The organism is Enterobacter oligotrophicus, from assembly GCF_009176645.1.
In the GTDB taxonomy this organism is placed as follows: domain Bacteria; phylum Pseudomonadota; class Gammaproteobacteria; order Enterobacterales; family Enterobacteriaceae; genus Enterobacter; species Enterobacter oligotrophicus.
On sequence record NZ_AP019007.1, the window covers coordinates 951,516 to 964,869 of the forward strand.

At 54.4% G+C, this 13,354-nt stretch carries 11 protein-coding genes; 2 read left to right on the top strand and 9 right to left on the bottom strand.

The window, feature by feature from the left end:
- Positions 1-65 precede the first annotated feature (65 nt).
- Both EoCCA6_RS04530 and EoCCA6_RS04535 read right to left on the bottom strand, forming a co-directional pair.
- Positions 66-1,253 carry an MFS transporter gene (locus EoCCA6_RS04530; protein WP_152081665.1) on the bottom strand — a complete coding sequence of 396 codons (1,188 nt, stop codon included), beginning with the start codon at positions 1,251-1,253 and terminating at the stop codon, positions 66-68.
- A 124-nt stretch (positions 1,254-1,377) separates the two neighbouring features.
- Positions 1,378-1,638 carry a DUF2534 family protein gene (locus EoCCA6_RS04535; protein ID WP_152081666.1) on the bottom strand — a complete coding sequence of 87 codons (261 nt, stop codon included), beginning with the start codon at positions 1,636-1,638 and terminating at the stop codon, positions 1,378-1,380.
- A 204-nt stretch (positions 1,639-1,842) separates the two neighbouring features.
- On the opposite strand from EoCCA6_RS04535, the gene eco reads away from it, so the two are divergent.
- Positions 1,843-2,352 (top strand): serine protease inhibitor ecotin, encoded by a 510-nt coding sequence (eco, locus tag EoCCA6_RS04540; protein WP_152081667.1) that lies wholly within the window; start codon positions 1,843-1,845, stop codon positions 2,350-2,352.
- Between the two features lie 91 nt (positions 2,353-2,443).
- On the opposite strand, the gene mqo is transcribed toward eco, so the two are convergent.
- Positions 2,444-4,093 (bottom strand): malate dehydrogenase (quinone), encoded by a 1,650-nt coding sequence (gene mqo / locus EoCCA6_RS04545; RefSeq protein WP_152081668.1) that lies wholly within the window; start codon positions 4,091-4,093, stop codon positions 2,444-2,446.
- Positions 4,094-4,279: 186 nt separating this feature from the next.
- Between mqo and EoCCA6_RS04550 the strand changes: the two genes are divergently transcribed.
- A complete protein-coding gene (locus tag EoCCA6_RS04550; protein ID WP_152081669.1) occupies positions 4,280-5,569 on the top strand; it encodes a SulP family inorganic anion transporter in 1,290 nt (429 codons plus the stop codon).
- Here the strand turns inward: EoCCA6_RS04550 and mgtE are convergent.
- The 6 genes from mgtE to EoCCA6_RS04580 form a co-directional block, all read right to left on the bottom strand.
- On the bottom strand, positions 5,532-6,968 hold the full coding sequence (mgtE, locus tag EoCCA6_RS04555) for a magnesium transporter (RefSeq protein WP_152081670.1): 1,437 nt from the start codon (positions 6,966-6,968) through the stop codon (positions 5,532-5,534). The two genes, EoCCA6_RS04550 and mgtE, sit on opposite strands and share 38 nt — an antisense overlap.
- 191 nt (positions 6,969-7,159) lie before the next feature.
- On the bottom strand, positions 7,160-8,803 hold the full coding sequence (locus EoCCA6_RS04560) for a multidrug ABC transporter permease/ATP-binding protein (RefSeq protein WP_152081671.1): 1,644 nt from the start codon (positions 8,801-8,803) through the stop codon (positions 7,160-7,162).
- A gap of 70 nt (positions 8,804-8,873) precedes the next feature.
- The gene (gene alkB / locus EoCCA6_RS04565; RefSeq protein WP_152081672.1) at positions 8,874-9,530 is read right to left on the bottom strand and encodes a DNA oxidative demethylase AlkB; all 657 of its coding nucleotides are present in this window, start codon (positions 9,528-9,530) and stop codon (positions 8,874-8,876) included.
- On the bottom strand, positions 9,530-10,588 hold the full coding sequence (gene ada, locus EoCCA6_RS04570) for a bifunctional DNA-binding transcriptional regulator/O6-methylguanine-DNA methyltransferase Ada (protein WP_152084398.1): 1,059 nt from the start codon (positions 10,586-10,588) through the stop codon (positions 9,530-9,532). Before ada ends, alkB begins: the two co-directional genes overlap by 1 nt.
- 72 nt (positions 10,589-10,660) lie before the next feature.
- A complete protein-coding gene (gene apbE, locus EoCCA6_RS04575) occupies positions 10,661-11,716 on the bottom strand; it encodes an FAD:protein FMN transferase ApbE (protein WP_152081673.1) in 1,056 nt (351 codons plus the stop codon).
- A 113-nt stretch (positions 11,717-11,829) separates the two neighbouring features.
- A complete protein-coding gene (locus EoCCA6_RS04580; protein WP_152081674.1) occupies positions 11,830-12,936 on the bottom strand; it encodes a porin OmpC in 1,107 nt (368 codons plus the stop codon).
- Positions 12,937-13,354: the final 418 nt, after the last annotated feature.

The window sequence follows — 13,354 nt, forward strand, 5'->3', positions numbered from 1 at the left end:
AGAAAAAAATAGGCTTATCCCCCTGGGCAGAACTATTGAAAACCAGCCTCTTACGGCTGGTTTTTTTATTTCACTTCATCCGGCGTTTTGCACAGATAGACCAGCGTGGCCAGACAAATCACCGCTCCGGCATAAAACGTATATTCCGCGCCTAACGTTTCCCATATTGCCCCGGCTCCCAGGCTGGCGACTAACAATCCCACGCCGCTGAGCAGACTAAAAATGCCGTAGGCCGTACCGCGCAGATCCGCAGGTGCCGTTTTAGCAATCATTGCCGCCAGCAGCCCCTGCGTCATCCCCATATGCATTCCCCAAAGCGCAACGCCTAAAAGAATGCCTGCCCAGTGGGAACTCAGCGCCAGCACTATATCCGCTCCAATCAGCACTACCAGCCCCCACTGCAGTAGCCGGGCGTGGCTCATCGTGTCGGATAGCTTGCCAAACGGATAGGCAGACAGGAAATAGAGCAGATTCATGGTCACCATCACCAGCGGGATCAGCGCCAGCGGCACCCCAGACTGCTGTGCGCGGAGCACAAGGAAGGCTTCACTGAAGCGGGCGAGCGTGAAGATGGTACCCAGGCCAATGACCCACCAGCAGCCTTTCCCGAGGCGTCTGAGGTTCTCTTTTTTGATGGGATTCGTTCGTTTATGTTCGACAGGTTTTTTCGGCTCATGCAGGCCGAAGAAAAGAAGTGCAACGGCGAAGACGCCGGGGATCACCGCAATCCAGAAAATAGTACGAAAATCATCGTTCCACAGCAGCATTAAGCCTACGGCCAGCAGCGGCCCGAGAAATGCGCCGAGGGTGTCCATCGACTGACGCAAACCAAAAGCCGCGCCGCGAAGTTCCGGTGGCGTAACGTCAGCGACCAACGCATCACGCGGCGCACCTCGGACCCCCTTCCCTACCCGGTCGATTAAGCGTGCCCCCAGAATCATACCTGAAGACGAGGCGAGCGCGAACAACGGTTTACTCAATGCGCCAAGGCCGTAGCCCAGTACCGCCAGCCCTTTACGTTTGCCCAGATAGTCACTGATTGCGCCGGAAAATACCTTGATAAACAGCGCGGTGGCTTCAGCCAGACCTTCAACCAGCCCGATGAAAAGCACGCTGGCTCCCAGCGTCGTGACCATAAACAGCGGCAGCAGGCTGTGAATGATCTCCGAGGAGATATCCATCAGCATACTGACCCCACCCACAACCCAGACGCCCTTCGGGATCCGGCTGAGCGTTGCAAATCGGGATAACATTGAGCATCTCCTGCTGTTTGACGAACATCATCGTTCGACACAGAATATCCTGGAAATGCGAATAAATATCATCAGACATAAAAAAGCCAGCCCGCAGGCTGGCTTCACTATCGCAAATGAATGCTTAGTGCTTTTCACGTCCGCCCAGGAAGAAAATGCCCAGCGGGATAGCAAGCAGAACGGTGAAGACAAGGCTGTAAACGAAGATCATCGCTGACTGCAGCACAAACATGCTGGTCGTCCAGTCAGAAAACGGAATGTTGTACTGTTCGATGACGCCGACAATGGTGGCCCGCCCGACGCATGCAGCGGCAATCATAAATACAACCAGCAGCGCCAGTAAGAACTTACGGCCTTCAGCTGTTTTCAGTTTTGCGCGAATCATGTCTCTCTTCCCTTTACAGATGGCTAACATTATTTAGCGCTTAAAATAACACGATCGCCCGTCCGACTCCATGACAGCATTAACAACCACAAACAAAGCAATAACGCAGTGCATTCCACTAGTCATTTTGAAAATGTAGGTAAATCAATCCAATCATTCATCTACATTATGGTAATGTGGTCAGGATCGTTTTGACATAAAGGAATGACTGTGAAAAACGCACCTAAATTTGCTATCGCCCTGATCGCCGCAGCCTGCGTCAGCGCCAGTGCTTTTGCGAGCGACTCTTCAAAAGAGCAGCCACTGGAAAAAGTAGCCCCCTATCCACAAGCGGATAAAGGAATGAAGCGTCAGGTTATTCAGTTGCCGGCTCAGCAGAATGAAGCCAACTTTAAAGTTGAACTGCTAATCGGGCAGACGCTGGACGTAGACTGCAACCAGCACCGTCTGGGCGGCCAGTTGGAAAGCAAAACGCTGGAAGGCTGGGGCTATGACTACTACGTCTTTGATAAAGTGACGTCGCCGGTCTCTACCATGATGGCCTGCCCGGACGGCAAGAAAGAGAAAAAATTTGTGACTGCGTATCTGGGAGATAACAGTCTGCTGCGCTACAACAGCAAGCTGCCGATCGTGGTATATACGCCTGAAAACGTAGAGGTGAAATATCGCGTGTGGCAGGCAGATGAGACTGTCAGTCCCGCGGTAGTACGTTAAAAAAGGTCGGGGACGGCTTTGCCTTACCCGACCTGCAAAATAACAGCGAACGTAGGCCGGGTAGGCATTAGTGCCACCCGGCTTTTTTATTTTACAGCGCGATATCCGCCACCGGTTTGTTTTCCGTCTGAGGCTTCAGCTCCGCTTTTGGCGCAGCATCCGCAGCCTGCGGTTTCACATATTGTAGTTGCAGAACGCGGCTGGTGTATTCCAGCTCTTGCTCCGTCGCCGCCACGTTACCGTTCAGCTTCGTACCGTAGGATGGAATAATGGTTTTCAGCTTCGCCTGCCATTCCGGGCTCGCGACTTTATCTTTGAACACTTTTTCCATCAGGTGCAGCATGATTGGCGCAGCAGTGGATGCACCCGGTGAAGCGCCCAGCAGTGCGGCAATAGTGCCCTCTTTATCGCTCACCACTTCAGTGCCCAGACGCAGCACGCCGCCCTCTTTCGGATCGCGTTTGATAATCTGCACACGCTGGCCCGCCTGCCACAGACGCCAGTCCTCTTTCTTCGCCTGCGGATAGTACTCTTTCAGTGCTTCAAAACGTTCTTCATCGGAGAGCATCACCTGACTAATCAGGTACTTCACCAGATCGAAGTTATCCAGCCCCACATCCATCATTGGCTTGACGTTAGACGTTGTAGTGGCACTGAGCAGGTCCCACAGGGAGCCATTTTTCAGGAATTTGGTGGAGAACGTCGCGAACGGCCCGAACAGCACCACGCGTTTACCGTCCAGCATACGGGTATCGATGTGTGGAACAGACATCGGCGGCGCGCCCACAGAAGCCTGACCGTACACTTTCGCCAGATGGCGGTTCACCACGTCCGGGTTTTCTGACACCAGGAACTGGCCGCCCACCGGGAAGCCCGCGTAGTCGTCCGCTTCAGGAATACCAGACTCCTGCAGCAGCTTCAGCGCCGCGCCGCCCGCACCGATAAAGACAAATTTCGCCTTGATGATGTGCTCAGCTTCGTTGTTTTTCAGGTCGGCAACGGTCACGCTCCAGCTGTTATCCGCGTTGCGTTTGAAGCCACGTACTTCAGTGTTGAGCTGCAGGTTAAAGTTCTCTTTCTTCTGCAGAGAACCCACCAGCTGACGGGTGATTTCACCGTAGTTGACGTCAGTACCGATTTCAGTGCGTGTCGCCGCCACTTTCTGATTCGGGTCACGGCCTTCCATTACCAGCGGTGCCCACTCTTTGATCTGCGCATGATCTTCAGAGTATTTCATGCCGCGGAACAAAGTGCTCTGCTGCAGAGCAGCGTAGCGTGCGCGCAGGAAGTTGACGTTCTGATCGCCCCACACAAAGCTCATGTGCGGCACGGTGTTAATGAAAGAGTGCGGATCGTGTAACACACCGCTGTTCACCTGGTGTGACCAGAACTGGCGTGAGATCTGGAACGCTTCGTTGATCTCGACCGCTTTTTCGATACTAATGGAACCGTCCTTTTTCTGTGGCGTATAGTTCAGTTCCATCAGTGCCGAATGCCCGGTGCCGGCGTTGTTCCAGCCGTTAGAGCTCTCCTGAGCCACACCATCGAGGCGCTCGACCATGGTCATCGACCAGTCCGGCTGTAATTCGTGAAGGTAAGTTCCCAGCGTGGCGCTCATGATACCGCCACCAATTAAAAGGACGTCCGTTTCCTGCTCTTTTGGTGTGTCTGCTTTCACCGCCATTGAGACAGTGTTCAGCCCCACGGCCAGAGAAAAGAGCATGGCAGTCATTTTTTTCATAATTTATGCCTTAGTTAATAGTGCGTGATGCATGGAAAGTGCAGGTGAAAAAAGCTGCGGGGGAACGGTAGCAACTTTTAAATATTGTTTAAAGGTTACGAAATTATTGTAATTGTGAAATTTAATGATGGATTGTTTGTAGGGAATTACGCTGGCAGCTGGTAATAGCGGGATTTTCTGGCTACTATGCTGCACTTTGTGATCGCGCGCACGGAAGCCTGCCCCTACTTGCGAATTGTTATGTCATTACCCCACTCGTCTGTATCCCATGAAGGCCGTGTCGCCACTGTTTTACGTTCGCCAAAACGTCTGATGCGCGAAACGCTGGCAGGCGTGATTACTGCCCTTGCACTCATCCCTGAAGTCATTTCGTTTTCCGTGGTCGCGGGCGTTGACCCGAAGGTGAGCCTGATCGCCTCCGTCGTGCTTTGTCTCTCCCTCTCCTTGCTCGGAGGCCGCCCGGCGATGGTGACCGCTGCCGCGGGTTCTGTTGCGCTGGTGATTGGTCCGATGGTGCAGCAGCACGGCGTGCAGTACATTCTGCCAGCCGTGATCATGGCGGGTATGATCCAAATTCTCTTCGGCGCACTTGGCATGGCGCGGCTGATGCGCTTTATCCCTCAGTCGGTGATGACCGGCTTTGTTAACGCTCTCGGTATTTTGATTTTCTTTGCGCAGGTGCCCCATTTCTGGAGCAAAAACCCGCTGATTATTGGCCTGTTTGTGCTGACGCTGCTGATTGTTCTGTGGGTGCCGCGCTATATCAAAAGCATCCCCTCTCCGCTTATCGCGATTGTGGTGCTTACTCTGCTCACCGTCACCAGCGGGCAAATTCTGCCAACCGTGGGTGATGAAGGTTCGATGAGCGGCAGCCTGCCAGGGCTGACTCAGCTCCTTGTGCCGCTCAATATGGCGACGCTGAGCATTATCTGGCCGTGCGCACTGAGTATTGCCTTCGTCGGCCTGCTGGAATCACTGCTGACAGCAAAACTGGTGGATGAATTGACCGTGACGCCGTCGAGCAAACGCCGCGAAAGCATCGGGCTGGGCGTCGGCAATATCCTGGCCGGTTTCTACGGTGGTATTGCAGGCTGCGCGATGATTGGGCAAACCATCGTCAACGTGGAGATGGGAAGAGGCCGTAGCCGTATTTCAACCGTCGCGGCAGGCATTGTGCTGCTGGTGCTGGTGACGGCACTGAGCGAGGTAATGGCCAAAATCCCGATGGCCGTGCTGGCCGGGATCATGGCGATCGTCGCGATCAAAACGTTCAGCTGGCACAGCCTTCAGCCTGCAACGGTGAAAAGCGCGCCCATTGCTGAAACAGTCGTGATGCTGGTCACCGTAGCCGCAACGGTTTCAACCGGTAATCTGGCAATCGGCGTGCTGGGCGGGATTATCGTCATGGCACTGCTTCCCGCCCGCATTAAGCGGCGGGTTACAGAAGAAAAATCGTCGCCAGCCCAAGAAAAATAAAGAAACCGCCGGTATCGGTGATGGCGGTGATCATCACGCTCGACCCCACCGCGGGGTCGCGTCCCAGTCTGGTCATCGTCAGCGGGATGATGACGCCCATCATCGCCGCGACCAGTAAATTCAGCACCATCGCCAGCATCATCACCCCACCCAGTGCCATATCATCGTACAGCCACCAGGTGATACCGCCCATAATACCGCCCCACACCAGGCCGTTAATCAGCGCCACGCCCATCTCTCTGAAAATCAGCCACGAAAAGTTACCCGGCTGGATATTTTCCAGCGCCAGCGCGCGGACGATCATGGTGATGGTCTGGTTACCGGTATTGCCGCCAATGCCGGCCACAATCGGCATCAGGGAGGCTAACGCCACCAGTTGCGAAATCGTGTGTTCAAAGCCATCAATAACGCGTGAAGCAATAAACGCAGTACACAGGTTAATGGCCAGCCACGCCCAGCGAGTTTTGACCGCCTTACCAACGGAAGCGTGAACATCATCTTCAGCACTGATCCCACCGAGTGCACGCAGATCGTTGTCAGTCTCTTCATAAACCACGTCAACGATCTCATCAATGGTCAGACGCCCCATCAGTTTGCCGACAGAATCCACGACCGCCGCGCTCACGAGGTCATCACGTTCGAAGGTACGCGCCGCTTTTTCCGCGTCATCTTCCGGGGAAAAGACCATTGGCTCGGTTTCCATCACCTCACTCACCCGCCGCTGGGTGCTGTTCAGCAGGATTGTTTTTAGCTCCAGCTCGCCGAGCAGGGTTTTATCTCGCGAAGTGACAAACAGTTTGTCGGTGTTGTCCGGCATACTGCCCAGGCGGCGCAGGTAGCGCTGTACCGTGCCAAGCGTGACGTCCGGCCGCACCATGATGACGCCGAACTCCATGATCGCGCCGACGCTGTTTTTCTCGTAGTGCATGACCTGGCGCACACGTGCCCGTTCATCCGCAGGCAGCGAGGCCAGCAGGCGGCCGATCAGGTTTCTCGGCAGGTGCTGAACAAGGTAAATCTGTTCGTCGATATCCAGCGTTTGCAGGGCATCAAGGATATCCCGGTCACTCATCTCATCAATGAGGTCGTCCCAGACGTTTTCGGATGCTTCAAGCAGCACCTGTCCGCGCTCCTGATCCTGCACCAGCCGCCACAGCGCATGGCGTTCTTCCGAGGGAAGCGCTTCGAGAGTATCCGCCAGATCCGGCGGCGGTAAATGGGCGACCAGCGCACCTACCTCAGCAATATCGTCGGATAACGTGCCGACATCATATTGCTCAGCCAGGGTCAATTTGCCCAATAACGCAGACGTGACCGCTTTATCGGTCGTCAGGAGCCAGATGAGCCGCGCACGCTCCTGGTCGCGCAGCCTTGCGCTGTTTTTGCTTAATAACGACATCAATCATAAATCCATAAAATGAGATGACATCAAGCATAGCGCGGAGATATGTAAATAAGAATAAACAACGGGGCGGGATGAATAAAAAAGCGGCATATCGTGCAAATCATTGTGCCCGGCGGCGCTACGCTTGCACGGGCCTACAAAATCGTAGGCCGGGTAAGGCGAAGCCGCCACCCGGCACACTGGCATCAGGCCGTGCGCGCCACCGCATCACGGGACGCCGCATCGCGCTCGTCGCCGGTCAGTTCGCTCAGCTTGCCGTCGCGCATCTCCAGCAGACGGTCGGCGTGGATAAAGTAGTGATCGTCATGGCTAATGGCAAAGATGGTTTTGCCCATCTCCTGCATCAGCGGCAACAGCACCTGATAAAACTCGCGGCGGAAATGCGGGTCCTGATCCGCCGCCCACTCATCCAGCAGGATGATGTCGCGCTCTTCCGCCAGCGCCAGCAGCAGCGCCACACGTTTTTTCTGCCCTTTCGAGAGCTTGAGGTTCAGGATTTTGCCATCCTGTAACTCCAGCTTGTGCGACATCTGCAGGTGCGCAAGCCATTTCTCCACCAGCGCAGGGTTAGCCTGCTGTCCCTCTGGACCCAGCAGTTGATCAAACAGCCAGACGTCGGTGAACACCGCCGAGAAAAGTTTGCGATAGTCCTCGGGTTTTTCAGCGCTCAGCGTTTTGCCATCCAGCAAAATTTCGCCCGATTGCGGCTGGTAGAGCCCAGTGAGCAACATCGCCAGGGTCGATTTTCCGCTACCATTGCCGCCGATGAGGAACAGCAGCTCGCCGCGGTGGATCGTCAGGTTGACAGGCCCGACGGAAAACGCATTATCCTGATAGCGGAACGTCACGTTACGCAGCTCCAGCGTTTGCCAGTTCGGGTATACCTGCGGGCGCGGAAACTCGGCTTTAAACGGCGCAAGGTCAAATTTCCTGAGCTTGTTAAACGCGACCTGGGCGCTCAGCAGCGTCGGCAACGCACCAACGGCGGAGAGCAGCGGCGTGCGCAAAAACAGCAGCGTCAGCGAGTAGGTTGCCGCGACGTTCGTATCCGCCCAGCCCAGGCTGTTTGCCATCCAGAACACCAGGCCAATGGCCCCCAGCATCATAATGTTTGACCAGTTCACCGCACTCAGGTGGAAAGTGTCGGCGCGAATAATATGGTGGCGATATTCGCGCGCATCCGGGATATAGAGGTTGTTAAAAATATGCTCGGCACGCTCGCGGTTCAGGGTCAGCTCTTTGCGCCCTTCCAGCACCGTCTGATAATCGTTATAGAGCTTGTCTTCAGTTTCACGCAACACCGCCATGTGTTTATAGACGCGCGACACCAGCAGGAACCCGCCCCAGATGGTGATAACAATCCACAGCGCGGTCACCGCCAGCATTTTGGTGGAAAGCCAGGCGAGATAAGCCGCCGAGCCAAAGGTCAGGATGATGCCCTGCACCAGTTCCGGCAGACGTACAAAAGCAATGGTAATGGCGCGCACATCACTGGTCAGCCCCGCCAGCAGAGAAGCACTTCCGAGTTGCTCCACACGCTCCACCTGCGTATCCAGAATGCGCTTGATAAACTCACTGCGCAGACGGAAAACAAAATGGTGGCCAAGCGCGGTCAGCGCCAGCTGCGAACCGAGCGTTACCGCCATCAACAGCAGCAGCAAACCCAGAAATTCCGGCAGAACGGACAATGACGTATCGACCATTTCGATCAAACGCACGTTAATGAACGCGATCAGACCAATACCTAACGCGGCGCTGGCAAGGCTCAATGCCATCACAGCGATAAAAGGCCAGCGGTACTGACGCCAGACAAGAATGAGTAGTTGCATGCAGAGCTATCCGGGCAATAAAAATCAGCCAGCAGTTTAAACTGCCCAGCGCGCACATCAAGAATAATTCTTATTTTAATTCGCCATACGATGCCTGCCGGAAGGTCAGGTTGTAGCGAAACTCACCCGTCAGCGGATGAACGCCAGGCTTAAGCGGCTGAACACCATGATAATAAAGCCGCGACTCCCTGCCCCACACCACCACATCCCCGTGCTCAAGCATCAGCCGTTTGAGCGGATCGTTGCGCTTCAGCCCGCCAAACTGAAACACGGCGGGCAGACCGAGTGAGACAGAGACAATCGGTGCCCGCAGGTCCGGCTCGTCCTTATCCTGATGCAAAGAGAGTTTTGCCCCCACGGCATAGCGATTGATCAGGCAGGCATCTGGCTGAAAATCGGCATAGCCTGCTTCCACGGCAGCAGCGTGGCACAGCGCCTGAAAAGCTGCAGGTATCTGTGGCCACGGCTTGCCGGTTAGGGGGTCTTCCGGTGCATACAAATAGCCACGTTCGTTCGTCGCCCAGCCCAACTGACCACAATTGGTCATCGCCACCGACATGGTGTACCCACCCGGCGTCACCATATGGCGAAACGGCGAGCGTGCCGCCACAGCATGAATATCGTTAAACAGCACTTCCGCGCGCGACAAAGCAAAGCGGCGTAAGATCACCGCACCTGGTGCCAGCGGCTCCTGCCAGGGTTCAGCATCGGCAAAAAGATCGAGCATTATCCCTCCTGGTTTTTTGCCTCACGTTTCAACAACTGCGCTTTTCGGGCAATACCCCAGCGATAGCCTGAAAGTGCCCCATCATTACGCACCACACGGTGACACGGAATAATAATCGCCAGTTTATTAGCAGCACAGGCAGCCGCCACGGCACGCACGGCATTCGGTTTACCAAGCGCCCGAGCCACCTGCTGGTAGCTTGCCGTTTCACCACAGGGAATAGCGCGCAGTGCCTGCCAGACTTGCTGCTGAAAGGCCGTTCCGCGAATATCCAGCGGGAGCGATAGCGGCGTGGCGCGACTGTCGATACTGGCAATGACCTGCTGAACGCGCAGGGCAAATTCGCCTTCCATCGGTTCCCGCTCAGCGTTCGGAAACAGCGCTAACAGTTCTGCAGTTAACACCGCGTCGTTATCGCCCAGCAATATGGCACAGATCCCCCGTTCACTCTCCCCTACCAGACAGCGGCCTAATGAACAGTCACTGGTTGCGTAACGTACCGCAACATCCCCTTTGCGATACTGTTTCGCCGTCATTCCCAGCGCGCCATCGGCTTTACGGTAATAGCTGCTGCTATCCGGAAAACCGGCTGCCAGTACGGCGTCGGTGATTTTATCCCCCTGCGCCAGCGCACTGCGCAGCCGCTGTTCCCGCGCCGCCTGCTGCCAGGCTTTCGGCGTCATCCCGGTCACGGATTTAAACAGGCGGTGGAAATGGAACGGACTGGTTGCAACCTGCTGCGCGAGTGTCTCCAGCGTCAACGACGGGTCCTGCTCCAGCAGACGGCAGGCCAGTTCAACTTTTGCCACCTTCTGCTCCTGCGGATCGCGTTTGTCGGGCATACAACGCTTACAGGGGCGAAACCCGGCAAGCGCAGCGTGTCGGGCATCGGGATAAAAAAGAACGTTCTTACGCAGTGCGTGGCGGGCGCGACAGGACGGGCGACAAAAAATGCCGGTTGTCTGCACGGCAAAGACAAACTGAGTATCTGCACGAGGGTCGCGGGCCAGAACAGCCAGCCAGCGATCCTCATCGGTGGTAAAGGTTGCGTTTTTCATCATTGGCTCCTCTTACAAGCATACTCCTACCTTGCCTGAGTGCCAGTGAGCAAAAACCCGCAACCTTGCTTTTTAATTCTGCTCGCTGACCAGGAAACTGTCGAACTGCGGCGAGCTCCAGGTTTTAAACCCGTCGGCTTCTTTGGTGATCATATAAACGGCCAACCCTTCCTGGCGCACCACCTCTTTCGCCTTCTCCGGCCCGAGCACCATCAGGCCGGTGTCCCAGGCGTCGGCTTCCAGCGCTGTCGGGGCAATGACGGTAACAGAAACCAGGTTATGGGCGATCGGGCGACCCGTTTGCGGATCGATCACATGCGAAATGCGTTTGCCCTCAAGTTCGTAATAGTTCCGGTAACTTCCGGAGGTGCTAATGCCGTGACCATTGATATCCACAATCGCCTGCACCGCATTTTGTTGATCGGTGGGCTTTTGAATGGCCACCCGCCATGGCTTACCGCTGGCGTTCATGCCCCGGCTGACCAGCGCGCCACCCACAGAGACCAGATAGCGCGAAATACCTTCCTCAGCCATCAACGCGGCCAGGTGATCCGCAGCATAGCCCTCGCCAACCGTGGAGAGATCGACATACAGGTCGGGAATGTCTTTCTGCAGGTACTGCTGACCGTACTGATTGATGACCGTCAGGTGCTGCAACCCAGTGCGGGCGCGGGCGTCATCAATAGCCGCCTGAGAAGGTGTCGTAACCGGCTGTTTGTTCGGGCCAAACCCCCAGAGATTAACCAGCGGGCCCACGGTGACGTCCATCGCACCATGCGTTTTATAGCCCACACGCAGAGATTCAGTAACGATATCGGCCATCGCTTCGCTCACCGGCCAAAGGGACGTGCTGGTGGACAGATTAAAACGCATCAGCGCTGAGTCGTTTTTATAGGTCGAGAGCAGTTGATCGTCAGCATCAAGCTGTGACTGGATTTTGCCGCGAAGTTCGTCAGCACGCGCGTTGTCGAGATTCATCACGCTGACGCGCCAGAAGGTGCCCATCGTCTTGCCTTCCAGCACCGTCGCCGCTGGCGCGTTCGTTTTTGCCGGAGGTGTGGAAGAGTCGCATGCTGTCAGAAAAAAAAGGGTAGCCAGAAAGCTGGCGCGTAAAAAAGTCATGTCCATTCATTATTATCCTCATGCCAGGGCGGCAAGAGTACACCAAAACGCAGGAATTGAAGACCCTAAAAAATGCATAAAAAAGGGGCCAGTTGGCCCCTTGCAATACCGTGAAGCGATTAGAACTGGTAAACCAGACCCAGCGCTACGATGTCATCAGTGCTTACACCCGCCTGGCGAGTGAAGGTGTTGTCATCCAGCAGGTTGATTTTGTAGTCCACATAGGTAGACATGTTTTTGTTGAAGTAGTAAGTCGCGCCAACATCAACATATTTCAGCAGATCCTGATCGCCGTAACCTTCAATGTCTTTACCTTTGGACTGCAGGTAAGCCACGGATGGACGCAGACCGAAGTCGAACTGGTACTGCGCAACCACTTCAAAGTTCTGCGCTTTGTTAGCAAAACCGTAGATGTCGCTGCTGCTCTGAGAGTCGCCGAAACGGGTTGCGTTATAGGTCTGAGAGTATTGTGCCGCCAGGTAAATATTGTTGGCGTCATATTTCAGGCCACCAGAGTAAACTTCTGCGCGATCGCCATCACCCAGCGCGGCAGTGTTGTTCTGGTCTGAAGTACGTTTGGAAGAGGACATCGCACCACCGATGCTGAAGCCTTCGCCCAGGTTGTAGGTCAGAGACGCGCCGTAACCGTCACCGTTTTGTTTCAGGGTGCTACGGCCAGTGTCGTTTTCACCGCTTACGCTGCCGTTTTTGCCCTGATACTGCAGAGCAAAGTTCAGGCCATCAACCAGACCGAAGAAGTCCTGGTTACGGTAGGTTGCTACGCCGTTAGCACGGGATTGCAGGAAGTTATCTGCACCGTAGGTGTCGCCGCCAAATTCTGGCAGAACGTCAGTCCAGGACGTTACGTCGTAGATGACGCCGTAGTTACGACCGTAATCGAAAGAGCCCGCTTCAGCGAATTTCACACCCGCGAACGCCACACGCGTCCAAGACTGGTTATCGCTTTCGTCAGTGTTACCCTGAATCTGGTATTCCCACTGACCGTAGCCGGTCACCTGATCGTTAACCTGGGTTTCACCTTTGAAGCCAAGACGCATGTAGGTCTGGTCGCCATCCGCACCATCGTCATCGGAGAAATAGTGCAGGCCATCAACTTTACCGTACAGATCTAATTTGTTGCCGTCTTTGTTATAAATTTCAGCCGCATTTGCTGCGCCTGCTACCAGCAGTGCTGGTACCAGGAGGGACAGTACTTTAACTTTCATTTTATTAACCCTCTGTTATATGCCTTATTATTACCACTGCTTACCGGTTAACCCTCTTAACCAGTCGGCAAGTTCATTCTCCGCAAAAATGCAGAATAATCCAATGCGAATATGATACTAAAACTTTGAAGATGTTTCATTCTACCAACAAGATGTTTCAATTTGTAAATTTGGAGGAACTTTTACAAAGCACAAAGCGTTCAAAAATATAGCACTAATAATCAAAATAAAATTTCATTTCAATACAATCAATGACTTACACCAAAAACGGTTACAGCACTGAAAGACAAAACAAAATCACTTAATCTCACTAAAATAACTCTCGCTATCATCATTAACTTTATTTATTACCGTCATTCAGCTTTGAATGTCTGTTTATCCCTAATTGAACCGAATGCTCAGCATTCGGTTTTTTTTT